General features: G+C 60.2%; 25 protein-coding genes. 8 read left to right on the top strand and 17 right to left on the bottom strand.

Going from position 1 to position 25,911, the window contains the following annotated elements; all coding sequences use genetic code 11:
• Positions 1-6 precede the first annotated feature (6 nt).
• The 5 genes from U367_RS0115365 to U367_RS0115385 all read right to left on the bottom strand — a co-directional run bounded on the left by U367_RS0115365 (position 7) and on the right by U367_RS0115385 (position 6,174).
• Positions 7-2,643: a TonB-dependent receptor gene (locus U367_RS0115365; protein WP_028617681.1), complete on the bottom strand. Its 2,637-nt coding sequence runs from the start codon at positions 2,641-2,643 to the stop codon at positions 7-9.
• 241 nt (positions 2,644-2,884) lie between these two features.
• On the bottom strand, positions 2,885-3,829 hold the full coding sequence (locus U367_RS0115370; protein ID WP_028617682.1) for a FecR domain-containing protein: 945 nt from the start codon (positions 3,827-3,829) through the stop codon (positions 2,885-2,887).
• On the bottom strand, positions 3,826-4,335 hold the full coding sequence (locus U367_RS0115375) for a sigma-70 family RNA polymerase sigma factor (RefSeq protein WP_028617683.1): 510 nt from the start codon (positions 4,333-4,335) through the stop codon (positions 3,826-3,828). The genes U367_RS0115370 and U367_RS0115375 overlap by 4 nt, the downstream gene beginning before the upstream one ends.
• 108 nt (positions 4,336-4,443) lie before the next feature.
• Positions 4,444-5,235 carry a phosphate/phosphite/phosphonate ABC transporter substrate-binding protein gene (locus U367_RS0115380; RefSeq protein ID WP_028617684.1) on the bottom strand — a complete coding sequence of 264 codons (792 nt, stop codon included), beginning with the start codon at positions 5,233-5,235 and terminating at the stop codon, positions 4,444-4,446.
• A gap of 9 nt (positions 5,236-5,244) precedes the next feature.
• Positions 5,245-6,174, bottom strand: a complete 930-nt coding sequence (locus U367_RS0115385; RefSeq protein ID WP_028617685.1) for a fatty acid desaturase — start codon at positions 6,172-6,174, stop codon at positions 5,245-5,247.
• Positions 6,175-6,475: 301 nt separating this feature from the next.
• Between U367_RS0115385 and U367_RS0115395 the strand changes: the two genes are divergently transcribed.
• Both U367_RS0115395 and U367_RS0115400 read left to right on the top strand, forming a co-directional pair.
• The gene (locus U367_RS0115395) at positions 6,476-6,913 is read left to right on the top strand and encodes a GNAT family N-acetyltransferase (protein WP_028617686.1); all 438 of its coding nucleotides are present in this window, start codon (positions 6,476-6,478) and stop codon (positions 6,911-6,913) included.
• 59 nt (positions 6,914-6,972) lie between these two features.
• Positions 6,973-7,791: a class I SAM-dependent methyltransferase gene (locus U367_RS0115400; RefSeq protein ID WP_028617687.1), complete on the top strand. Its 819-nt coding sequence runs from the start codon at positions 6,973-6,975 to the stop codon at positions 7,789-7,791.
• 202 nt (positions 7,792-7,993) lie between these two features.
• Here the strand turns inward: U367_RS0115400 and def are convergent, their stop codons facing one another.
• From def to U367_RS0115415, 3 genes are all read right to left on the bottom strand, one after another.
• The gene (gene def, locus U367_RS0115405) at positions 7,994-8,533 is read right to left on the bottom strand and encodes a peptide deformylase (RefSeq protein WP_028617688.1); all 540 of its coding nucleotides are present in this window, start codon (positions 8,531-8,533) and stop codon (positions 7,994-7,996) included.
• 3 nt (positions 8,534-8,536) lie between these two features.
• A complete protein-coding gene (locus tag U367_RS0115410) occupies positions 8,537-9,487 on the bottom strand; it encodes a YihY/virulence factor BrkB family protein (RefSeq protein ID WP_016975971.1) in 951 nt (316 codons plus the stop codon).
• A gap of 181 nt (positions 9,488-9,668) precedes the next feature.
• Positions 9,669-9,854: a CsbD family protein gene (locus tag U367_RS0115415; RefSeq protein ID WP_028617689.1), complete on the bottom strand. Its 186-nt coding sequence runs from the start codon at positions 9,852-9,854 to the stop codon at positions 9,669-9,671.
• 201 nt (positions 9,855-10,055) lie between these two features.
• Between U367_RS0115415 and U367_RS0115420 the strand changes: the two genes are divergently transcribed.
• A complete protein-coding gene (locus U367_RS0115420) occupies positions 10,056-10,433 on the top strand; it encodes a hypothetical protein (RefSeq protein WP_010208214.1) in 378 nt (125 codons plus the stop codon).
• A 46-nt stretch (positions 10,434-10,479) separates the two neighbouring features.
• Here U367_RS0115420 and fadD1 read toward each other — a convergent pair whose 3' ends face one another.
• Together fadD1 and fadD2 are read right to left on the bottom strand one after the other, a co-directional pair.
• Positions 10,480-12,171 carry a long-chain-fatty-acid--CoA ligase FadD1 gene (gene fadD1 / locus U367_RS0115425; protein WP_028617690.1) on the bottom strand — a complete coding sequence of 564 codons (1,692 nt, stop codon included), beginning with the start codon at positions 12,169-12,171 and terminating at the stop codon, positions 10,480-10,482.
• A gap of 345 nt (positions 12,172-12,516) precedes the next feature.
• The gene (gene fadD2 / locus U367_RS0115430) at positions 12,517-14,205 is read right to left on the bottom strand and encodes a long-chain-fatty-acid--CoA ligase FadD2 (protein WP_028617691.1); all 1,689 of its coding nucleotides are present in this window, start codon (positions 14,203-14,205) and stop codon (positions 12,517-12,519) included.
• A 219-nt stretch (positions 14,206-14,424) separates the two neighbouring features.
• On the opposite strand from fadD2, the gene U367_RS0115435 reads away from it, so the two are divergent.
• Positions 14,425-15,369, top strand: a complete 945-nt coding sequence (locus U367_RS0115435) for an alpha/beta hydrolase (protein WP_028617692.1) — start codon at positions 14,425-14,427, stop codon at positions 15,367-15,369.
• A 57-nt stretch (positions 15,370-15,426) separates the two neighbouring features.
• Entirely contained in the window at positions 15,427-15,897 is a 471-nt protein-coding gene (locus U367_RS0115440) for a MaoC family dehydratase (RefSeq protein ID WP_028617693.1), read from the top strand.
• 55 nt (positions 15,898-15,952) lie between these two features.
• On the opposite strand, the gene U367_RS0115445 is transcribed toward U367_RS0115440, so the two are convergent.
• Positions 15,953-16,420 carry a ferritin-like domain-containing protein gene (locus U367_RS0115445; protein ID WP_003175720.1) on the bottom strand — a complete coding sequence of 156 codons (468 nt, stop codon included), beginning with the start codon at positions 16,418-16,420 and terminating at the stop codon, positions 15,953-15,955.
• A gap of 205 nt (positions 16,421-16,625) precedes the next feature.
• On the opposite strand from U367_RS0115445, the gene U367_RS0115450 reads away from it, so the two are divergent.
• Together U367_RS0115450 and U367_RS0115455 are read left to right on the top strand one after the other, a co-directional pair.
• Positions 16,626-16,862, top strand: a complete 237-nt coding sequence (locus U367_RS0115450; RefSeq protein WP_028617694.1) for a DUF3820 family protein — start codon at positions 16,626-16,628, stop codon at positions 16,860-16,862.
• 11 nt (positions 16,863-16,873) lie between these two features.
• Entirely contained in the window at positions 16,874-18,055 is a 1,182-nt protein-coding gene (locus tag U367_RS0115455) for an aminotransferase class V-fold PLP-dependent enzyme (protein ID WP_028617695.1), read from the top strand.
• Positions 18,056-18,237: 182 nt separating this feature from the next.
• Here the strand turns inward: U367_RS0115455 and U367_RS0115460 are convergent, their stop codons facing one another.
• From U367_RS0115460 to zwf, 3 genes are read right to left on the bottom strand one after another with little or no spacing between them, the layout of a single operon-like run.
• On the bottom strand, positions 18,238-18,903 hold the full coding sequence (locus U367_RS0115460) for a bifunctional 4-hydroxy-2-oxoglutarate aldolase/2-dehydro-3-deoxy-phosphogluconate aldolase (RefSeq protein ID WP_025858441.1): 666 nt from the start codon (positions 18,901-18,903) through the stop codon (positions 18,238-18,240).
• A 17-nt stretch (positions 18,904-18,920) separates the two neighbouring features.
• Entirely contained in the window at positions 18,921-19,634 is a 714-nt protein-coding gene (gene pgl, locus U367_RS0115465; protein ID WP_028617696.1) for a 6-phosphogluconolactonase, read from the bottom strand.
• Entirely contained in the window at positions 19,621-21,087 is a 1,467-nt protein-coding gene (gene zwf / locus U367_RS0115470; RefSeq protein ID WP_028617697.1) for a glucose-6-phosphate dehydrogenase, read from the bottom strand. Before zwf ends, pgl begins: the two co-directional genes overlap by 14 nt.
• 218 nt (positions 21,088-21,305) lie before the next feature.
• Between zwf and U367_RS0115475 the strand changes: the two genes are divergently transcribed.
• Positions 21,306-22,166: a MurR/RpiR family transcriptional regulator gene (locus U367_RS0115475; protein ID WP_174890969.1), complete on the top strand. Its 861-nt coding sequence runs from the start codon at positions 21,306-21,308 to the stop codon at positions 22,164-22,166.
• A 204-nt stretch (positions 22,167-22,370) separates the two neighbouring features.
• On the opposite strand, the gene U367_RS0115480 is transcribed toward U367_RS0115475, so the two are convergent.
• The 3 genes from U367_RS0115480 to U367_RS0115490 all read right to left on the bottom strand — a co-directional run bounded on the left by U367_RS0115480 (position 22,371) and on the right by U367_RS0115490 (position 25,911).
• The gene (locus U367_RS0115480) at positions 22,371-23,216 is read right to left on the bottom strand and encodes a D-hexose-6-phosphate mutarotase (protein ID WP_028617698.1); all 846 of its coding nucleotides are present in this window, start codon (positions 23,214-23,216) and stop codon (positions 22,371-22,373) included.
• 102 nt (positions 23,217-23,318) lie between these two features.
• Positions 23,319-24,665 (bottom strand): carbohydrate porin, encoded by a 1,347-nt coding sequence (locus U367_RS0115485; protein ID WP_028617699.1) that lies wholly within the window; start codon positions 24,663-24,665, stop codon positions 23,319-23,321.
• A gap of 85 nt (positions 24,666-24,750) precedes the next feature.
• Complete coding sequence (locus tag U367_RS0115490; protein WP_028617700.1) at positions 24,751-25,911, bottom strand: ABC transporter ATP-binding protein; 1,161 nt, start codon at positions 25,909-25,911, stop codon at positions 24,751-24,753.

Genomic DNA, 25,911 nt, shown 5'->3' on the forward strand with positions numbered 1-25,911 from the left:
CCCTGCTTAAAAGTCATAACTGAGCCGCGTGTAGTAAAACGCCCCTTCCGGCGCCGACGGCGACAAGTAGCTGTACTGCTGGCCCGGCGTCTGGCGCAGGCGGGTGTTGAAGTCGTCGGGCTTGCTGTCGAACAGGTTGTTGGCGCCGACTGACAAACGCAGTTGTTGAGTGAAGGCGTAGTTCACGTCCAGGTCGGTGTTCCACTGCGCGCCGAATGTCTGGTCGTACTGGGCGTTGGCTTCGCTGGCGGCGTATTTACGGTATTCGCCGTAGCGGGTTTCGCTGAGGGCGATGGTCCACGCACCGATGCGGTGGGTCGCGCCGAGCACTAGCTTGTCTTCGGGGTAACCGTGTTCCAGGAAGCCACGGGCTTCGCGGGTGAGGATGTCGAAGCCGTTGGGGTTTTCGTGGACCTTCTCGATCGTGGTGCGTGCCTTGGTGTAGCCGGCCGACAGGCTCAACGCGCCGTACTGCGCCAGGTCCAGGTTGTACTTGCCCACGATGTCGACGCCTCGGGTGCGGGTGTTGGCGGCGTTGGTCATGAACTGCGCCCAGGTGTACTGGCCAAACCCGGCTTGCTGCAGGATCTGCTCGGCGCGCGGCCCGGAAATGCCGCCGCTGTAGAGCAGGCGATCACGGATCGAGATCTGGTAGGCGTCGATAGTCAGCGAAGCGTTTTCAATCGGGCGCAGCACCAGGCCCAGGGAGTAGTTGGTGGATTTTTCCGGTTTGAGCGGCTCGGCACCCAGCGCACGGGCGGCCGGGTTGTCGGCGGGCAACATGCGCGTCAGCACCGGGTTGCCGTTGATGTCGACGTTGGTGGTGGTGGTCCACGACGTGCCGATCTGCCCCAGGGTCGGCGCACGGAAGGAGTTGTTCACCGTGGCGCGCAAGCCCACCTGCGGCGTGAAGTCATACCGCGCCGACAGCTTGCCGGTGGTGGCCGATCCAAAGTCCGAATAGTGCTCGGTACGCCCGGCCAGCCCGACCTGGAATTTGTCGGTGAGCTGGTGCTCAAGACCAAAGTAAACGCCGCCGACATCACGCTTGTAGGTGCCGGCGTCGTCTGGCGTGAGACCGGAGGCTTGCACCGCGCCGACCTGCACACCGTTGATGCCGCCAAAGGAGTAGGACTCGTAGTCGCCCTCCTCCAGACGATACTGCTCATGGCGATAGGCAATGCCCGCCGAGACGGTCAGCGGATGGCTTGACCAGTTGACGTCCAGATCCTTGGCGTAATCCAGGCCGATGTTGGTCTGGTCGTTGATCAGGGTGGCCACGTCGAATTTGGTCGGGCTGTTCAGGCCGTAGCTCGGGTTGACGGTGTTGAACGCCAACTCATCGTGCTTGTCGCGACCGTAGGTGGCACTGAGGTCGAAGCGCCCGAGGGTGTCGTCTTCGTAGCGGGTGCCCACGGTGAGCGCACCGTCTTCATAGCGGTAGCGATATTTGGGAATGGTGCCGTTGGGGTAGATGCCCTGCACGTTGTTCGGGTTATTCGCCAGCAGCGGTGGCGTGTTGTTCACCGACTTGTCCTGGCCGAAGGTGGCGAAACTGTAGAGGCGCCACTGGTCGCTCAGGCCGATTTCGGCGTTGGCTGCCAGGTTGAATTTATCGCGCCCTGCACCGCCCCAGCGCGGGTCTTGCAGTTGGCCGTCGGCGACGTATTTGTCGCCAATGTCAGGGGGTTTGTTGTTGAGCGTGTTGAAGCTCAAGGTGAGAAAGCCATCCCCCGGCAAACCCAGGCCGTACCAGCCGTCGGTGGTTTTGCTGAAGCCGTCGCCCTGGGCGTATTTACCCAGTTGGGTGTTGACCTGGCCACCGCTGTCACGTTCCTTGAGCACAATGTTGACCACACCGGCTACCGCATCCGAGCCGTATTGCGCCGACGCGCCATCGCGCAGCACTTCGACATGATCGATGCTGCTGATGGGGATCATATCCAGGTCCACCGGCTGTGCGCCAATGAACGGCACGCCGCCGGAGATGTTCACCACCGCCGAGGCATGACGGCGCTTGCCGTTGATGAGCACCAGCGTCTGGTCCGGCGCCAGGCCACGCAGGGACGCGCCCTTGGGGTTCTGGCCACGGGTGGCGCTCTGGTTCTGCGGAAAGTTGAACGACGGCAGCAGTTGGAACAGCGCCTGGTTGAGGCTGGTGGCGCCGGTTTGCTTGAGTTCTTCGGCGTTGATTACGTCCACCGGTGCGGCGCTGGTAAGGGCCGTGGCATCACTGCGCCGGGTGCCGATGGCGACTACGCGGTCCAGGGTCGGCGCTTGCGCTGCGCTGGTTTGTGCCTTGACGTTGCTGGTCGCGTTTTTGCTCGCGCCTTCCTTGATGATGAACGCACCGTCCGGACTGACCTGGACTTGCAGGCCGGTGCCCTTGAGCGCGGCATCCACCGCCTGTTGCGCCGACAGCGAACCGTCCACGCTGGCCGAAGAATAGTTACCCAGTTGCGGGGTGAACGAGATCACCTGACCACTTTGCCGACTGATGTTGAGCAGCACTTCATCCAGCGGGCCAGGGGCGATGTGATAGACCTGGCGTGCTTCTTCGGCACCGGCGGCAAACGAGAAAAACAGACTGGCCAACGGCACCAGGGCAAAGGTTCGAAGCGGCACACGGTTGAACTGATTCACTTTGGCTCCCCCCAAGGAAACACGAGAACGCTGCTCCCCGCAGCGCTTACGGGAGTGATGTGGGTCAGCGGGGGGAAAACTTGCAGATCGTTTGGTTATGTCCTTAGAACCCACATAGGCATAGCCTCCTCGCTTTATGTGGGAGCTGGCTTGCCTGCGATGACGTCGACTCGGTTGGACTGACAGACCGAGCCGCTCGCATCGCAGGCAAGCCAGCTCCCACAGGGACCGAGTGAATCGGCTATACCGCACTGACAGTCACCCACAAACCGGTGCGGCGGGTAATGTGGATCGGCAAGGTGCGCGCCAGGGTGTCAAGGATTTGCTGGGGGTTGTCCAGCCGGTACAAGCCGCTGACGCGCAGGCCCGCCACGGAAGGGTCCAGGCGCAGCACACCATTGTGATAGGGCCGCAGTGCGTCGATGACTTCAGCCAGCGGGCGGTCGCGCACTTGCAGGAAGCCGTCGACCCAGGCCGTGGCGCCGGAGGAACTGGCCTGCACCGGACCGAATCCGGCACGGTCGTAATGCACTTCATGGCCAGCGGCGAGTTGCAGGCGTTCGCCGTTCTGGCCGTCGATTTCCACCGCGCCGTTGAGGGCGACCACCTGGCCCAGCCCTGCCCGTTCACGCACCAGGAACCGGTTGCCATAGGCGCGCAGGCGGGTCTGGTCGGTTTGGATCAAAAACGGTCGGATGCGATCACTGGCGACCTTGGCCAACAACTCGCCTTCGCGCAGACGTACCAGGCGGCGTTGCGGATCAAACTGGATGTCGGCCGCGCTTTGCGCGTTGAGCAGCAATTCGCTGCCATCGTCCAACGTGACGGCACGGCGCTCGCCGGTGCCGGTACGGATATCCGCCGTGAGTTCAGTCAACGGCACGCCGAGCGGCTTGGCCAGCAAGGCCGCGCCAACTGCCACACCAGCGCCGGCCAGAGCGACCTGCAACACATGACGTCGACTGGACGATGCCTCCAGCGCCTGCTGCAACACCTTGCCACTCACCCCTTGCGCCTGGGGAACCTGGAACATGCCCAGGCGGCTTTCCAACTGTCGGCACAAGGCATCATGACGCGGGTCGGCAGCGCGCCATTGTCCATAGCGTTGCCAGTCGCCCGCCGTGGCTTGGCCGGAGCGCAGCAGCACGTACCAGCGCGTGGCGCTGTCGATCAGCTCGTCGCTCATTCCAGGCACAGCCGCAGGCAGCGGTTGAAGGCGCGGGTCATATAGTCGCTGACTGAACGCTGGGAAATCCCCAGTTCGCTGGCGATTTCCGGGTAGGTCAGGCCATTGAGCTGCGAGAGCAAAAAGGTCGCCTTGACCTTGGCCGGCAAGCCGTCGAGCAACTGGTCGATGGCGTGCAGGGCTTCGAGCATTTGTGCCAGCTCTTCGGGAGACGGTGCGGTAGCCGTTTCGTCATTGTCGAGCGCGTCGAGGTAGGCACGCTCCAGATCACGCCGGCGCCACAGTTGATACATTAGCCGCTGGGCGATGGTGGTGAGTAGCGCACGCGGCTGGCGGATGGGCACGACACCCGGCGCACTCAGCAACTGGACGAAGGTGTCGGCTGCAATGTCTTCGGCGTGGGCACGGGAATCGAGGTGGCGGTGCAAACGGCTGCACAGCCAGTCGTAATGACTGCGGAACAATCCGCCCACGTAATCGCTGTGAGAAGTGTCGGCGCCGGACATAGTGGCTCCATCTGAGTAGGTTGCGCGTTATGTCCGGTGTTCCGGTGGAGCGATCCTAGCAAGGCTGCTTATTCTTTAATAATATTTAAAAGGTATTTTTATATAACCTTATTGAAGTATCGGGAAGCCGGCGTTGATGGCCTGTCGTTGGTAGTCCAGGAGCACTTCGTAGTCGTCTTCGCTGGCGGGTAGCACGGCCTGCAGGCCCAGCGTCTCGGCGACTTGCGGCAAGTCCTGCAACGCCTGATTCATGGCCTGGCGGAGTTGAATGACCTGTTCATCGCTCAAGCCCAATGGGCCGATATAGGGCAAGGTCGGGCTCGGTGCGCTACGGCTGACGATGCGCAGCCCCGCCACTTCCTGCGGCGCGAAACGAGCCAGGTAGTCGTAGGTGACGCTGTCGATGGCGGCGAGGTCGGCGCGGTCTTCGCGCAGCCAGCGCAGGCTCTCGCGGTGAGCGCCGCTGATGGCGACGCTGGCGAAGAAACGCCCGTCGCGTTGCAAGGGTGCCAGGCGTTCGCGCAGCAGGTTCATGCCGCTGTTGGAGTCGTGACCGTTGATAACGCCACGGCTGTTGTAGAAGTCCGACAGGGTAAAGCGAGCGTTGTCATCGCGGGTCAGCAATAGGCTGCAGTGCTCGCCTTGACTGCTGTGGGGCAGCTCGCAGCGCGGGCGGCCAATGACACGGACTTGCCCGCGCAGCTGGGTCATCAATGGATAACCGCAAGTCTGGGTCAGGAGTAATTCAGGCGCGAGCCACAGACTGTGCAGGTCGAGATGCGCGGCGTCGAGTCGCCCCATGCCCAGGTGGTCGAGGATGCGCGCAATCCACTGCTGGTTGGCCTGTTCGATCGGTGCGGGCGCGACATACATCAACAGCTCAGCATAGTGGTCACTCATGGTCATCTCTCACGCAAAAGGGTGACGGGGGCTGTCGATGGCCTTGACGCCGTGACGGCTGATCAACTGGCCATAGCCCTGCACCAGGAAGCCGCCGCTGCGCGCCACCCATTGCTCACGCCGGGCGCGGTAGACCGTGGGCAGCAAGTACCAGGGCAGTTTCGGCAGGTCGTGGTGCACCAAGTGCAGGTTGTTGTTGAGGAACAGCCAGGTCCACGGCCAGGACGCTTCGTTGAGCACCGTGCGTTGCTCCGGCTGCAGGTGCGGGCGGTGTTCATAGTAGGAACGGATCGAGGCCAGGGACAAGGCCGGCACGCTGACCAGCAGCAGGTAATGCCACACCGACAGCGCACTGTAGTGGGCGATGAAACCCAGCATCAATACGGTAACGGCGCTGTGGGCCAGCCACATCGGCCACACCTGGGGCAGCCGCCGGTATTCGTGACGGGACAGACGGCCAATCGCCAAGGGCGCCGCCAGCAGGAAGCGGCCGAGCACCGTCTTGGTCAGCCAATGCACGCCACGCTCGAACAGCGAGCTGGTGTCCCATTGCTGCTGGTTGAGGTAGCGGCTTTCCGGGTCGATGCCCGGCAGGGTCAGGTCTTCGTCGTTGTGGTGCAACAGGTGGCTGTCGCGGTACAGCGTGTAGGGATACCACACGGCAAAGGGCGCATAGCCAAGCAGCTTATTGAGCCGCAGCGAACGGGTGGGATGGCCGTGGAGCAATTCGTGTTGCACCGACAGCCACAGCGTCACGATAGGAATCAGCAGCAAGAGGCTCAACCCCAAGCCCAGCCAATGGCTACCCAGGATCACGGCGAACCAACCGGCGTACACGCCGATCAGCAGCAGCCAGGTTGGCCATTCGGTTCTTGCGGTAAAGGTGGTGGCCAGGGCTTCGATTTCCCGGCGTTGGGTCGGATCAAGGTAGTTGGCCATCGGCAGCTCAGAGCAGGTGTTTCCTGCTCTGTGCAACGAGGCGCGAAAATCTTGCAGATCGTTTGGTTCTAAGCTTGTAACTCAGTGACCGAACAGGCCTGTCTCGGTTTTCTTGGCTTTCTTGTCGGCGCGTTTTTCATCCGCGGTCTTTGCCGGTTTTTTCTTCGCGGCTTTCTTTGAATCCATACCTTTGGCCATGATGCATGCTCCACTGACAGGGGATGTAGCACTGGGTATACCACCTATTGCCCGGCAGAAGGCGCTTATAATCCCCGGCCCTGGATAACGCTGCCTGAACACCATGCCCGAATTGAACATCGAACCGCTGGCAGAGCCGCTGTGGCCGCTGCTGAACAAGTTTTACCGCAACCACAATTCGTCGATGAAGGCGCTCAAGGGTGGGCGTTTGTGGGTGGCGCGGGACGGTGAGATTGTCGCCGGGTTGTGCCTGACGCCCGTGGTAGGTGGGCAATGGTTGACCGGGGTGTTCGTTGACCCTGCCTATCGCGGCCAAGGGCTGGCGGCGCGGGTGATCGAGGCAGCGGTTGCCGATGTCGACGGCACCCTGTGGTTGTTGTGTCACCCAGACCTGGAAGGGTTGTATCAACGCATGGGCTTCACTCAGGACACCGTGCTGCCGCAATCCCTCAGCGAACGCTTGGTACGCTACAAGCGCAACAAACCCATGATCGCGATGGGCTTAGATCGTTTGGTGAGGTTGACCGCAGATAATGTGTGATCAGCGCCTGCAGGGCCCATGCTAGCCTCGGCGGCACAGTGGCCCTTTACAGGATGATCATGAAAACGACGCTTGCAGCTCTCTCCCTCACCGCCCTGCTCGTCCCGGTCTTGAGCCAGGCAGCCGACGCAGCCATCACCGCCGAGCAGTACCAGAGCGTACTCGCCGGTAGTTGGCGCGACCCTGCCAACAGCGCCCGCGACGGTTATCGCCACCCGCAACAGACGCTGGAATTCTTTGGCCTGGGCGCCAAGCAGACGGTGATCGAGATCACCCCCGGTGGCGGCTGGTACAGCGAAGTGCTGGCGCCGCTGCTCAAGGATCATGGGCACTACATCGCCGCAGTGCAGGCGGCGAGCAGCAGCGCCTACGCGCGCACGTCCGAAGAGAACCTGAGAAAGAAATTCGTGGCTGATCCGGCTCGGTACGGTAAGGCTGAAGTCGTCGAGTTCGATCCCAAGGCCCCGGTGTTCGGCAAACCCGCGTCGGCAGATGCAGTGCTGACGTTCCGCAATGTGCATAACTGGGTCGAGGCAGGTACTGCGCCGGCCACGTTCAGCGCGTTCTACAAGGTACTGAAACCGGGCGGCGTGCTGGGCGTGGAAGATCACCGGGCCAAGGATGGCGCGGATCTGGAAACGATCAAGGACAGCGGTTACCTGACCACCGCGCAGGTGGTGAAGCTGGCGTCCGATGCCGGGTTCAAGCTGGCGGGCCAGAGTGAGGTGAATGCCAACCCGAAGGACACCAAGGACTACCCGGCTGGCGTGTGGACGTTGCCGCCGACGCTGAGATTGGGCGAGCAGGACAAGGCGAAGTATGTGGCGATCGGGGAGTCGGATCGGATGACGTTGCGGTTCATTAAACCGACCCGATAACAATTATTGAAGTATCGCTTTTCTGTGGTGAGCGGGCTTGTCCCGCGCTGGGCTGCGAAGCAGACCCAAACCTTTCACCGCAGTGCGCCTGACGCGCCGCGGTGGCTTGGATAGGGCCGCTTCGCAGCCCAGCGCGGGGCAAGCCCGCTCACCATAACAAGCCCGCTCACCACAACAAGCAGCCTCACATTCAGATGCAGGATCAATCGTCGGCCGTGGGATCCAAGTCCGGGAACATCACCTCGATAAAGCCGAACTTGCTGAAGTCGGTGATCCGCGACGGGTACAACCGGCCGATCAGGTGATCGCATTCATGCTGCACCACCCGCGCATGGAAACCATCGGCAAAGCGCACGATGGGTTCACCCTTGGGATCAAAGCCTTCGTAGCGAATCTGCTGATAGCGATCCACCGCACCCCGCAAACCCGGCACGGACAGGCAACCTTCATAGCCTTCCTCCAGCACCGGACTCAACGGCGTGATCAGCGGGTTGATCAGGATCGTCTGCGGCACCGGCGGCGCGTCCGGGTAGCGTTCGCTGGCCTCGAAACCGAAGATCACCAATTGCAGGTCGACACCGATCTGCGGAGCGGCCAGGCCGACTCCGCCCACGTGTTCCATGGTCTGGAACATGTCATCGATCAATTGCCACAGCTCGGGGCTGTCGAACATTTCCGGCGGAACCGGGGGCGCGATACGCAGCAGGCGCTCGTCGCCCATTTTCAGGATTTCACGGATCATCGATCAGACTTCATCGGCAGTGGGCTTGGAGTGGTCCCGGCCGAGGCCTGAGACGTGTTGTTTTTCATCGGTGTGGCCGGGCTCATCGAACTCTTTTTCACCCGGATCCTTGCCTTCGGCGGACATGTGCTCGATCACCGCATTCATCTCCGCGCCCAGCAACAGCACGGCGGCGGAAATGTAGAAGTACAGGAGCAACACGATGATTGCGCCGATACTGCCATACATGGCGTTGTAGTCGGCAAAGGTTTTGACGTAGTAGCCAAAGCCCAGGGAGGCAACGATCCACACCACCACCGCCAACACCGAGCCTGGGGTGATGAAGCGGAATTTCTGTTCGACATCGGGCATCACGTAGTACATGAGGGCCACGGCGAACATCAGCAAAATCACGATCAACGGCCAGCGCAGGATGGTCCACAGGGTGACCACGAACTCCTGCATGCCGATCTGCCCGGCCAGCCACTCCATCACTTGCGGGCCCAGCACCATCAGTGCGGCGGCGGCCAGCAGCATGCCGGCGATGCCAACGGTGTAGAAAATCGACAGCGGGAAGCGCTTCCAGATCGGTCGGCCTTCAACCACGTCATAAGCGGCGTTCATCGCGCTCATCATCAGGCGCACACCGGCCGAGGCTGTCCACAGCGCGATCACGATACCCACCGACAGCAGGCCACCCTTGGATTGCTGCAACTGGTCGATCACCGGGTTGACCTGCTCCAGCGCCTGCGGCGGCAACACCAGTTCCGACTGCAGGCGCAGCCAGGTGAAAAAGTCGGGCAGGTGCAGAAAGCCGATCAGGGCAATCAGGAACAGCAGGAAGGGAAACAGCGAGAACAGCATCTGGTAGGCCAGTGCCGAGGCGTACGTGGGCATTTCGTCATCGACGAATTCCTTGACGGTGCGCAGCAGCACTTTGTGCAGCTTGAGACCATCGAGAACCGGAAAAATCATAGCGTCTCCTTTCGCCGCAAAAAGGTTGAGTTCGTGGGCGACTCAGGGGCCGTTTTCTACATCAAGGTAGCCTATTTGGCGACCTTGAAACAATTTCGAAACTTTAACCGCATCAGGTGACACAAAAACGGCCATCCGTGGATGGCCGTCGGGCTGCGTGTAACCAGCCAGCGATTCAGTGTTATTTGGTCGCTTTTTTGACCGCGTCCTTGGTGTCGCCTACCGCTTTTTGCACTTCGCCTTTCTTTTCCTGGACCACACCTTCAGCGCGCAGTTTGTCGTTGCCGGTGACTTTACCGACACCTTGCTTGATATTGCCGACCGCCTCGTTTGCCACGCCTTTAACCTTGTCAGATGTACTGCTCATGGTATTTCTCCGAAAGAACAATCAAGGGTTTTGGGTCATTACCTAAAGATTGACCCGAGGCCGTTCAGCAGAGTTTCAATTATTTTTACCCACGCATTTCATCGCCGGCCGCAGGTTTGGCTTTATGTTTTGCCGCCAACCCCTGAGAATGCCCGGCACATTCAGGCTCACACGCTGAATAACAGATCCCGTAGGAAGGTTATGAAACTCAATAAAGCACAGGCCATCGCCCGCCGAAACACCGAACTGGGCGGTGCCGTACTCGGCGTCAACAACTGCCACTTCACCGACCTGGACCGCAAACGCAACATCTGGTGGTTCGACCTGCCAGTGGGCCGGATTGCCGTGGGCCAGTACGAGTGGATCCACCTGTTGATGCACAACGCCGAGACTGACCAGTTGCTGCACCTGAAGGTGCCGACGGCGTTTTTGCGTGAGCACATCGAAGGCTTGGTGGTACGCAACGCCGGCAAGCGCAAGCCGGAGATTACGCTGGAGCTGAGTGCGGACAAGGATTCGTTCTTGAAGGATGTGCGTCCGGCGGGTGCTGGCGTGGGATTCGCGCAGTTCGCGCTGTAACCCCCCCTCAATAAAAAACCCCGCTTCGGCGGGGTTTTTTATGGGGTTACTTTTTAAGACCGAGCTTCTTCAACTCTTCATCACGCAACTCACGGCGCAGGATCTTGCCCACGTTGGTGGTCGGCAATGCATCGCGGAACTCCACAGCCTTGGGCACTTTGTAGGCGGTGACGTTGGCGCGCATATGCTCCATCACCTGGTCCTTGGTCAGGGTAGCGCCCGGCTTGACCACGATAAACAGCTTGATGTGTTCCCCGGACTTCTCGTCCGGCACACCGATGGCGGCGCACTGCAGCACGCCCGGCAGGCCTGCCAGCACGTCTTCCAACTCGTTGGGGTACACGTTGAAACCCGAAACCAGGATCATGTCCTTCTTACGGTCGACAATGCGCATGTAGCCGTCGGGCTGGATGATCGCGATGTCACCGGTCTTGAGCCAGCCTTCGCTGTCGAGCATCTCGTCGGTAGCATCCTGGCGCTGCCAGTAGCCCTTCATCACTTGCGGGCCCTTGACGCACAGCTCGCCGGTTTCACCCAGGGCAAGTTCAGTGCCGTCGTCAGCGATGACTTTGCACACGGTGGACGGCACCGGAATGCCGATGGTGCCGATCTGGATGTGCTGGATCGGGTTCACGGTGGCCACCGGGCTGGTTTCGGTCATGCCGTAGCCTTCGCAGATGCCACACCCGGTCACGGCCTTCCAGCGCTCAGCGGCGGCCAATTGCAAGGCCATGCCGCCGGACAGGGTGACCTTCAGCGCGGAGAAATCCAGCTTGCGGAATGCCTCGTTGTTGCACAGCGCCACGAACAGCGTGTTCAAGCCGACAAATCCACTGAACTTCCACTTCGACAGTTCCTTGACCATCGCCGGCAGGTCGCGCGGGTTGCTGATCAGGATGTTGTGGTTGCCGATCAGCATCATCGCCATGCAATGAAAGGTGAACGCATAAATGTGGTACAGCGGCAGCGGGGTGATCAGGATCTCGCAACCTTCATTGAGGTTGGAGCCCATCAGCGCCTTGCACTGCAACATGTTGGCGACCAGGTTGCGGTGGGTGAGCATCGCGCCCTTGGCCACGCCGGTGGTGCCGCCGGTGTATTGCAGCACCGCCACATCGCCACTGGCCGGGCTGGCATCGTTGACCGGTTGGCCGTTCCCCTTGGCCAGCACGTCGTTGAATTTGATCGCGTTGGGCAAGTGATAGGCCGGGACCATTTTCTTCACGTACTTGATGACGCTGTTGATCAGCAGGCGCTTGAGCGGCGGCAACAGGTCGGCGACTTCGGTGACGATCACATGCTTGACGGCGGTCTTGGGCACGACCTTTTCCGCCAGGTGCGCCATGTTGGCCAGGCAGACGAGGGCCTTGGCACCGGAGTCGTTGAATTGGTGTTCCATTTCCCGCGCGGTGTACAGCGGGTTGGTGTTGACCACGATCAGCCCGGCACGGATGGCACCGAACACGGCAACCGGGTACTGGAGGACGTTGGGCAGTTGCACGGCGATGCGATCGCCGGGCTTCAAGTCGGTGTGCTGTTGCAGGTACGCGGCGAAGGCGCCGGACAATTCGTACAACTCACCGTAGGTGATGGTCTTGCCCAAGTTGCTGAAAGCCGGTTTGTTGGCGAAGCGCTGGCAGGACTGCTTCAGTACCGCCTGAATATTCGGATACTCGTCTGGATTGATTTCTGCAGCAATCCCGGCGGGGTACTTATCCTTCCAAAAGTCTTCGTTCATGGAAGCCCACTCCTCAGCGACGTCAGCGACGCGAATTCATCATCGCATTTGATGCGATTATTATTGGTGTATGTTTTTTTAGGTGAATCTGGCGCTTTCAAGCAGGCCGAGACGTCACAAAGCGCGCCGAGAGTAGCAGCTTTGCCAAAGGTCGCCTAGAGCCAAAGATGGGCCCTGCGGTCATAAACGCGACTGTCCTACAATATTTGGTCACGGTTTAGACATTGCTGAAATGTCGCCGGAAAAGGCTCTGGAATGGGTTCTTCAGGCCAACACAAGACAAATGTGGGAGCGGCGGTGCGAGCAAGCCCGCTCCCACATTTTTGATTGCATTTCAATTCGAGGTCAGGCGATGTCGCGAAGCTCACGCCGCAAAATCTTGCCCACGGGCGTCATCGGCAACGACTCCCGCAACACAATGTGCTTGGGCACCTTGTACCCGGTGAAATTGGTCTTGCAGTAAGCCTTCAGCTCCTCAAGGCTCACCCCTTCGGCACGTGCCACCACAAACAGCTTCACCGCCTCCCCCGTGCGCTCGTCCGGCACGCCAATCACCGCGCAGTTGGCCACGGCCGGGTGAGCCATTACCACGTCTTCGATTTCGTTGGGGTACACGTTGAAACCCGAGACGATGATCAGGTCTTTCTTGCGGTCGACGATGCGCACAAAGCCATCTTCGTCGATCACCGCGATGTCACCGGTCTTGAGCCAGCCTTCGGCGTCCAGCGCTTCAGCGGTAGCAGCCGGTTGCTGCCAGTAGCCCTTCATCACCTGTGGGCCCTTGATGCACAGCTCGCCACGCTCGCCCAAGGGCAACTCGACGCCCTGATCATCGATCACTTTCATCGCCGTGGCCGGCACCGGGATGCCCACGGTGCCCAGGCGGGATTTATTGCCGTAGGGGTTGGTGCTGGCCACCGGAGAGGTTTCCGTGAGGCCGTAGCCTTCGCCGATGGCGCAACCGGTGATCTGCTGCCAGCGCTCGGCAGTGGCCTTGATCAGTGCAGTGCCACCGGAGTTGGTGAGCTTGAGGTGGGAGAAGTCGAGGGACTTGAAGTCAGGATGGTCCATCAACGCCACGAACAGCGTGTTGAGCCCCAGCAGCCCGGTGAAGCGCCACTTTTTCAGCTCCTTGATAAAGCCGCCGATGTCCCGCGGGTTGGTGATCAGCACGTTGTGGTTGCCCGAGACCATCATGCACATGCAATTCGCCGTGAAGGCATAGATGTGATAAAGCGGCAGCGGCGCGATCATCACCTCCTGCCCTTCCTTGATCAACGGGTGGCCGTCCTCACCGGTCTGGGACATACAGGCGCGCACCTGTTGCATGTTTGCCACCAGGTTGCCGTGGGTGAGCATTGCGCCCTTGGCCAGGCCAGTGGTGCCGCCGGTGTATTGCAGCACGGCGATATCGTCCAGGGTCACCGGGTGGCGCGTCACGCCCAGGCCCGCGCCCATGCGCAGTGCGCGCTTGAACGACACCGCGCGCGGCAGGCTGTAGGCCGGGACCATCTTTTTGACCTTGTCGACCAGGGTGTTGACCAGCCAGCCTTTGGCGGCGGGCATGAAGTCGCCCATCTTGGCTTCGATCAGGTAGTCGATCTCGGTGTCGCTGCACACCTCCTGCACCCGCGAGCCGAACAGGTTGAGGTAGACCAGCGCACGTAAGCCGGCGTCCTTGAACTGGTGACGCATCTCGCGCGGGGTATACAGCGGGTTGGTGTTGACCACGATCAGCCCGGCGCGCAAGGCGCCGAACACGGCAATCGGGTAATGCAGCACGTTGGGCATCTGCACCGCAATGCGGTCGCCCGGCTTGAGGTCGGTGTGCTGTTGCAGATAGCCGGCGAACGCCGCACTCTGGCGCTCAAGCTCGGCGTAAGTCAGGGTGATGCCCATGTTGCTGAATGCCGGACGGTCGGCAAAAGCCTTGCAGGAGCGCTCGAAGACCTCGATCACCGACTTGTAGGCAGACAGGTCGATGTCATTGGGAACGCCCGCCGCGCGTTTGTCATTCCAGAAATCAGGTTGCATTATTCTTGTCCTCTTACCTGAGTGTGTCCGGCCGCTTTCCTAACGCTATAAAAAGCGGAGCTTTGGGGACGTTAGCAGCTATGACCAAACAGGCAAATACGCTAAATCGTGTCATTGATTGTATGAATCTTGCCCCTGATGCCTAGGATGCATAGACAGATACGCTGCCCTTCAATAGATGAGCTATACACTGCAACGACCCTGAGCAAAGGAAGCGCCATGAACCACAGCACCTTCTGGCTGGCCGCGAATGACCGCAGCCGCCTGTACGTCAATCAATGGATGCCCGACGGCCCGGCCAAGGCCGTGGTGATGCTGTCCCATGGCATGGCCGAACACAGTGCACGCTATGCACGCCTAGCCGAGGCCCTGTGCGGCGCCGGCTACGGCCTGTATGCGCTGGACCAGCGCGGACACGGCCGTACCGCCGATGAAGGCACCTTGGGCCTGTACGCCGAGAAGGACGGCTGGAACAAGGTGGTGGGCGACCTGGCCAGCCTCAACCAGCATATCGGCCAGCAGCAGCCGGGGTTGCCGATCATTCTGCTGGGCCACAGCATGGGCAGTTACATCGCCCAGGCCTACCTCCTGCACCACAGCGCCAGCCTGGATGGGGCGATTCTCAGTGGCTCGAACTTCCAGCCGGTGGCGCTGTACCGCGCCGCGCGGGTGATCGCGCGGTTCGAGCGCCTGCGCCAGGGGTTGCGCGGGCGTAGTGCGCTGATCGAATTCCTGTCGTTTGGCTCGTTCAATAAAGCGTTCAAACCCAATCGCACCGCCTTCGATTGGCTCAGCCGTGACCCGGATGAGGTGGACAAGTACATCAACGACCCACTGTGCGGGTTCCGCTGTACCAACCAGCTCTGGATCGACCTGCTAGGCGGCTTGCAGCAGATCAGCAAAGCGTCCAATCTCGCTCAGATCGATCCGGGCCTGCCGATCCTGGTGATGGGCGGCGAATGTGATCCGGTGAGTGAGGGCAAGCGTCTCAACAGTCTGGCCGAGGCGTTGCGCGACGCCGGCTGCCAGCACCTGCAACTGGCTGTCTACCCGCAGGCGCGTCATGAAGTGTTCAACGAAACCAACCGCGATGCTGTCACAGCGGATGTGCTGGCGTGGCTCGACCAGGCGCTGACATTACGCAGGCCGACTCGCTGCGAATAATTTTTTGTTTAAAATCAGTCAATTAAATTACCGATTAGCCACAGGATGCACCTTTAGATGACCCAGGTAACCAACACCCCGTACGAAGCCCTCGAAGTCGGCCAGACCGCCAACTACAGCAAATTGGTGGAAGAGCGCGATATCCAGCTGTTCGCCGCGATGTCCGGTGACCACAACCCGGTGCACCTGGACGCCGAGTACGCCAAGGCGACTATGTTCAAGGAGCGTATCGCCCATGGCATGTTCAGCGGCGCCTTGATCAGCGCGGCCGTTGCCTGCGAGTTGCCTGGGCCGGGCACCATCTACATCGGCCAGCAGATGAGCTTCCAGAAGCCGGTAAAGATCGGCGACACCTTGACAGTGCGCCTGGAAATCCTCGAAAAGCTGCCGAAATTCCGCGTGCGCATCGCCACCCGTGTGTTCAACCAGCGTGATGAGTTGGTGGTGGACGGTGAGGCGGAGATCCTCGCGCCGCGTAAGCAGCAAGTCGTGACCTTGACCGAATTGCCGCCGATCAGCATTGGCTAATCCTTGCGCATAAAAAAGCCCCGCATCAGCGGGGCTTTTCTTATTCAGCTACGCCTCAAGACTGAGCGCGAGCCTGGTTACGCAGGGCTTTCACCTGGTCGTGGTTGCGTTGTACGCCGTGATACTGACGCTCAACCAGGTCACGAATGCCCAACAGGTTGTGCTTGTTGATCTTTTCGATCGCTTCACGGTAAGCCTTCAACGCGTGGTCTTCACCGCGCTCGGCTTCGTTCAGTACTGCTTCTTCATCTTTGCCAGTGACCATAGACTTCACGTCGACCCACCCACGGTGCAGGGCACCGGCAACGCTGCCGGAATCTTCCGGATCACCGCCCAAGGCACGTACGGCGGTTTTCAGTTCAGCGGCGGCGGTGGCGCAGTCAGCGGAACGCTTGGCAAACAGGGCTTTGAGTTCTGGGTGCTTGATGTCTTCAGCGCACTCCTTGAAACCCTTTTGGCCGTCGATGCTGGTCTCGATCAGGTCGTTCAGTACGGAGATCGATTCTTTATTGATGTCAGTCATTTTTCAATTCCTTGTACGGGTTAGAAGGTTGTCTTAGTGGTTGCAGCGCCCGTGCCAGGTTTTCAAAAATTAAATTAATCTTATATTTCAATAACTTACGATAAATTGAACCATCTGTATGTACGTTATTTGCATGATCTGTCATTTGGCCTTCATGCAGAATGCCTGTATTTTCCAAGCTCTCGATACAAACACCTGAGCCTTCATGAATCCTGAAAAACTCGAACTGCTGATCACCCGCGAAATGCCCTTCGGCAAATACAAGGGAAGGATCATCGCCGACCTGCCCGGCCCCTACCTGAACTGGTTTGCCCGCGAAGGTTTCCCCCATGGCGAGCTGGGTGGTCTGCTGGCCCTGATGCAGGAAATCGACAGCAACGGCTTGGCTGAATTGTTAGAACCGCTGCGCGCAAAACACGGCAAACCCGCCCCTCGTCATTAAGAGCCCAGCCCATGCCACGGAATGCAGACAACGAGCTTCACTGGTACACCATCGCCCAGCGTTACGCGCTGGAGCCCGGCCCGATCAACCTGGAAAACGGTTACTTCGGCCGCATGAGCCAAGCAGTACAGGCGCAGTACCTGGAACACGTTGCGTTTATCAACCGTAGCAACTCGTTGCATGTGCGCCAGCAATTCGAGCGTGGCGAAAATGACGCGATCCGCTGCCAACTGGCCGGGCTGATCGACGCCGACCCCGCCGCAGTGGCCTTCACCCGCAATGCCACCGAAGCCCTGCAATCGCTGATCCGCAACTACAACCGCCTGCAACCGGGCGATCAGGTGCTGATCAGCGACCTGGAGTACGACACCGTGAAAGGCGCCATGCGCTGGCTGGCGGGCTATCGCGGCGTGGAAGTCATCGAACTGTCCCACACGCACCCGGCGAGTTTCGACAGCTTGGTGCAGACGTATCGCAATGCATTCGTGCAGTACCCGCGCTTGAAACTGATGGCACTGACCCACGTGACCCACCGCACCGGCCTTGTCATGCCGGTGGCCGCGATTGCCCAGGCTGCGCGCGAGCATCACATCGACGTGATCCTCGACGGCGCCCATGCCCTGGGCCAGATCGAATTCAACCTGGCCGAATTGGGGATCCAGTTTGCCGGTTTCAACCTGCACAAATGGATTGGCGCCCCGCTGACGTTGGGCTTTCTGTACATCGCCCCAGAGCGTCTGGCAGACATTGATCCGGACATGGGCGAGTTCCACTACCCCGCCACCGACGTTCGCGCACGTACGCCCTACAGCACGCCGAATTTCCCGGCGCTGATGACCTTGCCACTGGTCTTGGAAGAGCACCGACAACTGGGCGGCGCGGCGGCCAAGGGTGCGCGGGTGAACTACTTGCGGGACTTATGGGCAAGCCAGGTGCGGGTACTGCCTGGGATCGAAGTGCTGACGCCGGACGATCCGCGCCTTTATTGCGGAATTACGGCGTTCAAGTTTATAGGACGGGATCAGCAGGTGATGACGGAGCGTTTGCTCAAGGACTACAACCTGTTCACCACGACGCGCGTAGGTGCGTCGTTTGGTACCTGTATCCGGGTAACGCCGGGGTTGGTGACGTCAGCAACGGATATCAATGCCTTGGTTAAAGCCATTACCGAACTGAACACCCATACCTTGTAGGAGCCCGGCTTGCCGGCGATGAGGCCCGCAAGACTTGCACCTACCTCGATGGCGCCATCGCCGGCAAGCCGGGCTCCTTCCGGTTGTGGTGCACTTTTCAGCGGGCAAAAAAAAGCGGTACACCGACCAAGTGCACCGCAAAAATGCCGTTAAGCACAGCAACAACGATTCGGTAAATCAGATCAATCCAGCAGCGCCAGAGCCTCAGCGGTGACTTCCTGGATGCGTGCCCAGTCGCCATTCTTGACCCACTCAGGGTCAAGCATCCAGCTACCGCCCACGCACATCACGTTTTTCAACGCCATGTAGTTTTTGATGTTGGCCGGGCCGACGCCGCCGGTCGGGCAGAACTTCACTTCGCCGAACGGGCCGCCCAGGGCCTTGATTGCAGCCACACCACCGCTGACTTCGGCCGGGAACAGCTTGAAGCGACGATAGCCCAGGCCATAGCCTTCCATGATGCCCGAGGCATTGCTGATGCCGGGCAGCAGCGGGATCGGGCTGTGCACCGAGGCCTCCAGCAGGTCGCGGGTGATGCCTGGGGTGACGATGAACTGCGAACCGGCCACTTCGGCAGCTTCAAGCATGTGGCGGTCGAGCACGGTGCCGGCACCGGTGCACAGTTCAGGGCGTTGCTCGCGCAGGACCTGAATGGCCTTGAGGCCGAACTCGGAACGCAGGGTCACTTCCAATGCGGTCAAACCACCGGCTGCCAGGGCATCGGCCAGCGGCAGGATGTCCTGTTCGCGGGCGATGGTGATCACCGGCAGGATCCGCGCCTTGGCGCAGAGGCTGTCGATCAAGGCAACTTTATCCGCCATGGACACGGTCGGTTGAGGGCTTTTCATAGCGGCTGATCCTTGGCTCATGGGCACCAGTAAATCTCTAATGTAGGTTGCAAAAACGCGCGAATCGGCATGGCAGCAACGTCGTCACTGGCCAGCGCGGCGCTCAAGGTGGTCAATTTCGAACTGCCGGAAATCGACAGCACGGTGTAGTTCGCCGTGGCCAGCAACGCGCGACTCATGGTCAGGCGCTGGTGCGGCACGGTCGGCGCCAGCATCGGCCAGCAACGGCGGGTACCGTCGGCCTGCAGGGCCTGGCTCAGGTTCGGGCTGTTGGGAAACAGCGATGCGGTGTGGCCGTCATCGCCCATGCCCAGGACCAGCACATCAATGGCTGGCAATTCGGCCAGCAGGCGATCGGCCTGCTCGGCAGCGTCTTCGAGGTTGGCGGCAGCGCTGTACAGGCTCAGGAACTTGGCCTTGGCCGCCGGGCCTTGCAGCAGGTGCTGCTTGAGCAAACCTGCATTGCTGTCGGCGTGTTCCACCGGCACCCACCGCTCGTCGGCCAGGGTAATGGTGACCTTGGACCAGTCCAGCGCCTGCTTGGCCAGGTGCTGGAAAAACGCCACGGGGCTGCGGCCACCGGACACTACCAGGGTCGCTTCGCCACGGGCACTGATGGCCGTGCGCAATTGCTCGGCCACGTCATTAGCCAGCCCTTCCGCCAACAGCACCGGGGTGCGGTACTCGTGGGGGGTTACGCCCTGGGGCAGTTTCAAATCAGATATCGCCATACCACGACCTCCCATCCCGCGTGATCAGTGCAATGGAGCTCATCGGCCCCCAGGACCCCGCCGCGTACGGCTTGGGCGCATCACCGGATTTCTTCCACCCGGCGATCAACTGGTCACACCACTTCCACGCGGCTTCGATTTCATCTTTGCGAACAAACAGGTTCTGATTGCCGCGCATCACTTCCAACAACAACCGCTCGTAGGCATCCGGGATCCGGGCGCTGCGGTAGGTGTCGGAAAAATTCAGTTGCAGTGGGCCGCTGCGCAGTTGCATGCCCTTGTCCAGGCCCTGCTCCTTGGTCATCACGCGCAAGGAAATACCTTCGTCCGGCTGCAGGCGGATGATCAGTTTGTTGCTGATCTGCAGGCGCTGCTCGGGAGCGAAGATGTAGTGGGACGGTTCCTTGAAGTGAATGACGATCTGCGACAGCTTCTGCGGCATGCGCTTGCCGGTGCGCAGGTAGAACGGCACTCCGGCCCAACGCCAGTTGCGAATATCGGCACGCAGAGCGACGAAGGTCTCAGTGTCGCTCTGGGTGTTGGAATTCTCTTCCTCCAGGTACCCCGGCACCGGCTTGCCGGCGCTGTAGCCAGCGATGTATTGGCCGCGCACCACCTGGGTGGTCAGACCGTCCGGGCTGATCGGCGCCAGGGCCTTGAGCACCTTGACCTTCTCGTCGCGAATGCTGTCGGCGGACAGGTCGGCCGGCGGGTCCATGGCGATCAGGCATAGCAACTGCAGCAAGTGGTTCTGGATCATGTCGCGCAGTTGGCCGGCCTTGTCGAAGTAGCCCCAACGGCCTTCGATACCGACCTGCTCGGCCACGGTGATTTCCACGTGGGAGATGTAATTCTGGTTCCACTGGGTTTCGAACAGGCTGTTGGCGAAACGCAGGGCGATCAGGTTCTGGACGGTCTCTTTGCCTAGGTAGTGGTCGATGCGGTAGGTGCGGTTCTCCGGAAAGAACTGCGCCACGGCGTCGTTGACCTTGCGCGAGGATTCCAGGTCCGAACCGATGGGCTTTTCCAGCACCACGCGGGTGTTTTCCGCCAGGCCGACCTTGGACAGGTTCTCGCAAATCGCGCCGTACACCGCCGCCGGGGTGGCAAAGTAGGCGATCAAGCGTTGTTCGGTGCCGGCGATTTCCGCCAGGGCCACGTAGTCATCGGCTTTCATGAAGTCGACGTGAACATAGGTCAGGCGCGCCAGGAAACGCTGGGCGATGGCTTCGTCCAGTTCCTTGCCGACGTATTTACGCAATTCTTTTTCAATGTGCGCCAGGTGCTGTTGCTCGGAACCGGCTTCACGAGCCAGGGCCAGGATGCGCGTATCGTCGTGCAGGAGCGCGGCGCCATCGAGTTGATAGAGGGCAGGAAATAACTTGCGCAGCGCCAGATCACCCAAGGCGCCAAACAGGGCAAAGGTGCAGGGTTCTACGGTTATCGAAGGCATGATGTTTGTTCTTTTATCAAGTTAAGCTACAAATACCTTTTTTCAAGGCATCACTCAAGGAAAAATGTAGTAATAACCACAACATTTTCCCGAAATACGCATTCCGAGTGGTGGTGTTCAGCTACCCTCAGTAGGATAGGCCACCGCAAAAGACCACTCATCGATTGGTTGCCACCCTAATTTGCATCGTCGCCCGAAGGAAAGACTGAATGGACCGCGTGCGAAATCTTCTGGAACAGATCCAGAACCGCCTCGAAGAATTGAACAAGGCCGAGCGCAAAGTCGCCGAAGTCATCCTGCTCAACCCACAGCAGGCCACCCGCTTCTCGATCGCTGCCCTCGCCCAGGCCGCTTCGGTCAGTGAACCGACGGTCAACCGTTTCTGCCGTTCGTTCGGCGTGAGCGGCTACCCTGAACTGAAATTACAGCTGGCGCAAAGCCTGGCCAGTGGTGCCGCTTACGTCAGCCGTGCGGTGGAGGCCGATGATAACCCTGAGGCCTACACCCAGAAGATCTTTGGCAGCGCCATTGCATCGCTGGACAGTGCCTGCCAGGCACTCGACCCGAACCTGATCAGCAAGGCCGTGGACCTGTTGATCCAGGCACGGCAGATCCACTTCTTCGGCCTGGGCGCTTCGGCCCCGGTGGCGATGGATGCCCTGCACAAGTTCTTCCGCTTCAATCTGGCGGTGACCGCCCACGCCGACGTGCTGATGCAGCGCATGATCGCGTCGGTGGCACACACGGGCGAGTTGTTCGTGATCATTTCCTACACCGGGCGTACCCGTGAGTTGGTGGAAGTGGCGCGCATCGCACGTGGGAATGGCGCATCCGTACTGGGCGTGACCGCCGAGAACTCACCGCTGGCCAAGGCCAGCACGGTGAGCCTGAACATCCCGTTGCCGGAAGACACCGACATCTACATGCCGATGACCTCGCGGATTATCCAACTGACGGTGCTGGACGTGCTGGCAACCGGCATGACGTTGCGTCGCGGGGTGGATTTCCAGCCGCATTTGCGCAAGATCAAAGAGAGCTTGAATGACAGCCGGTATCCGGTGGGGGATGAGTTCAACTAAACCTGCAACACCGCTGCTGGTGAGAGGGAGTTTGTATGTGGTGAGCGGGCTTGCCCCGCGCTGGGTGGCGAAGCCGCCCTGAAAAACGGGCACCTCGGTACATCAGGTACCTACACCGCGCCTGTAATGGGGCTGCTTCGCAGCCCAGCGCGGGGCAAGCCCGCTCACCACAACAAGCCCGCCCACAACAACCGCAATGCCACGCTAAACCCCCGCTCTTGCCTGCAGGCTGAGATGCGCCCGCTCCCCCGGCGCCAGGCTCGCCCCGGCCATCGCCGACTCCACGCACACAAACCCCGACGCCTCATTGAAGCTCACGCCCAACAGTGGCCGGCTGCCTGGGTGCCACACCACCGTGTCGGCGCTGTCGCCCGTATCAATGCACAATTCACGCTGCCAGGCGTGATCCTTGAGCTGTAATTCGCCTTCGTGCTGGAACACCCGTTGGCACCCGCCCTCCACGCGTAGCTCACCTTCCTGCTGGCAAACCTGGCGATTGAGCTGGTCGTAACCTTGTGCCCCCTCAAGCCCAGACAGCGCTACCTCATCGACGTGACCAATACGCCAGTAAGCATGCAACGCGTGACTCAATTGGCACGGCAGTTCGTCCTGATGCTCGGTGCTCAGGCGCAGTTCCAGGGTTTCGCCCAGATGCGCGTGCAGGTCGACTTGCCAGTCGCACAACTGCAATTGCCAGTGCAGGCGTACGCCGTCGTCGTCGGTGCTGCTGTCGAGCAGTTTCCAGTCGATCAGCCTCGCCCAGCCATGGGAAGGCCAGGCATTTTCGCTCGGGTGACGGCCATACCACGGCCAGCACACTGGAACGCCACCACGGATGGCGCCGACTTGCGGCCACTTGGCCGCACACCACAACCAAGGCTTCTGACCGGTAGGCTGAAAGTGCAGCAATTGCGCGCCCTGGCGACTGAACACCGCCTGGCACAGCGGATGGTCGATCACCAACACGTCACGCATCTGAAAGCGCTCCCAGGCGAACACCGGGCGCTCGCGCAGGGATTTGAAAAAGCGTTGCAGCGGTTGCTCATGCATGTGCCACAGTCCTGAATGTCTTCACGGTGCCGCCCAAAAAAAGCGGGTAGCCATGGCTACCCGCAAAATGCGCACAGAGAGGAGGAGCTTATCGCAACAGCGTTAGAACGTAGACTGGATTTTCAGACCGGCCACCAACGCGTTGTCGACTTTGTCCACGCCGCCAGGCTGGACGACGTATTGCAGGTTAGGACGCACGGTCAGCCAGTTGGTCACCTTGAAGCCGTAGTTGAGTTCGACGTTGTACTCGGTCTCGCGAATCGGCGTGTACAGCGGGTTGTCATAGTCGCTCACGCCATTGGCGGCGTTGAGCAGTTCAGAGTTTTTCTTTACGTCATCATTCACGTGCAGGCGAGCCACGCCAATACCGATGTCGTCTTTTGGACGCGCGTCGAATGGGCCTTTGTACACCAGCATGATCGACTGGTAGTTGTCGACCAGGTTGGTTTCCTTGTCGTGGAAGGTGGCGTTGGCCGCGATGTTCAGGCCGCGGGAAGCGTCGCCGTTATGCGTGGTGAGTTGCTGTTGGGCAACGAACCAGTAGCCTTTCTTGCTGCTGCGGGTACGGAAGCTTTCACCCGTGAGGACCGCATTGCCACCGTTGACGTCTTCACGCACATCCGGAGCATCAGCCGCGCTCTTGTAGTAACCCACACGGTATTCGCCAGGTAGGTTGTTGACCTTCGGCGACCAAACCAATTCCACCGGAATCACGGTGCCCTTGGTGCCGCTGCCGCTGAGTTTGAAGCCGTTGCCGTGCTCCAGTTGCGATGGGTTCTGGTTGTACGCACCGATTTGCGCATACAGCTCAGGCGTGATGTTGTACTTCACGCGGATCGCGGCCTGGCTGACGGGCCAGTTGTACCAGGTGTTGACGTAGTTACCCACTTGCGAGCCGCAGAACGACAGGTTCTGGAAGTCGCATGGGAAGGTGTTGAAGTCTTCGCCTTCGCCGAAGTAACCGAGTTTCACGTCCAGCTTGTTGTCGAACATCTGGTGCTGAATCCAGAATTGGGTCAGACGCACCATGTGGCCACGGCCGTAAACTTCTTGAGACGAGCTCAGCGTGCCGGCACGCGGGTCACCAATACGGTCGTTGGAGATGTTTTGGCCATTACGGTTGGTCAACTGGATCTTGGCCTGGGTGTTATCCCAGCCCCACAGCTTTTGCAGGTCCAGTGCCACACCGAGACCGAACTGGTCAGAGTAGCGACCGGTCTTGTCGTCGTTGTAACCACCTTTGGCGTTGTAGCCCATCTCCCCAACGTAGTCAGCCTTGATGTCGATACCTTGCTCGATCAGCTTGGTACGCTCGCCACCCCAATCGCCCGTCATCCACTTGGAACTGGAGCTGAATGCATCGTCTGCCATCGCATTGGCGGACAATACCAGGGCTGCTGCAGCTGACAGTTGGCAGATCAGCCGAGTGTTGTTGTGTTGCTTTTTCATCCCTACATCCTCGTCTTTATTGTTATTAAACTGTTTTTATCTAACGCGGTTTACTTTTTTTATCTAAAACAACAAGTTATCTGCTTCAACGGCCTTTGAATTGGGCCACATTGTCGGCATGCCCCTGTGCGGGCAATGAAGAAGCAGTGCCCAGTCGCTCGCCCGTGTTGGCGTCGAACAGCAGTACCTTGGAAGGATCGAATTGCAGGGTCAGGGTCTCGCCCACCTGCGGTGCCACGTCGGGTGCCAGGCGGCAGCAGACCTTGGTGTCATTGAGCTGCACGAACACCAGGGTGTCCGGGCCAGTCGGCTCGGTCACCTGGACTTCGGCACGAATGCTTGAGGCACTGTTGGCCTCGCCCACCGCCAGCATGATTTGCTCCGGACGCAAGCCGAGGATCACGTCGCGGTCTTCCAGGCCGGCGTCTGTGGTGTTCAGCGCCAGCTCGCAACGGGCCTGGCCGCTGTCGAGCAGGGCCACCAGGCGACCGTCCTTGCGTTGCAGGCGCAGGGGCACGAAGTTCATCGGTGGCGAACCAATGAAGCTCGCCACGAACTGGTTGGCCGGGTTGTTGTAGATCTCTTTCGGGGTGCCGAACTGCTGGATGATGCCGTCCTTCATCACCGCCACCTTGTCGCCCAGGGTCATCGCTTCGATCTGGTCGTGGGTCACGTAGACCGTGGTGGTCTTGAGACGCTGGTGCATCAGTTTCATTTCGGTACGCATCTCGACGCGCAGCTTGGCGTCGAGGTTGGACAGCGGTTCGTCGAACAGGTAGATCTTCGGCCGACGCGCCAGGGCACGGCCCATGGCCACGCGTTGTTGCTGGCCGCCGGAGAGTTGGCCAGGCTTGCGGTTGAGCAGGTGTTCGATCTGCAGCAGCTTGGCCACGCGCGCCACTTCGGCATCGATATCGGCCTGGGGCATCTTGCGGATCTTGAGGCCGAACTCGATGTTCTCGCGCACGCTCATGGTCGGGTACAGCGCGTAGGACTGGAACACCATGGCGATGTCACGGTCCTTGGGGCTCATGCCACTCACGTCTTGGTCGCCGATCATGATCGCGCCGCCAGTGATGGTCTCAAGCCCGGCGATGCAGTTCATCAGCGTGGATTTGCCGCACCCCGAAGGGCCGACCAGGATCAGGAATTCGCCTTCCTTGATCGACAGTTCGATGTTCTTCAAGGTGTCGGGCAGGCCGGCGCCATAGGTCTTGTTTACATTGCGAAGTTCAAGCGTAGCCAT

The sequence above is a fragment of the Pseudomonas canadensis genome (assembly GCF_000503215.1).
Taxonomy (GTDB): domain Bacteria; phylum Pseudomonadota; class Gammaproteobacteria; order Pseudomonadales; family Pseudomonadaceae; genus Aquipseudomonas; species Aquipseudomonas canadensis.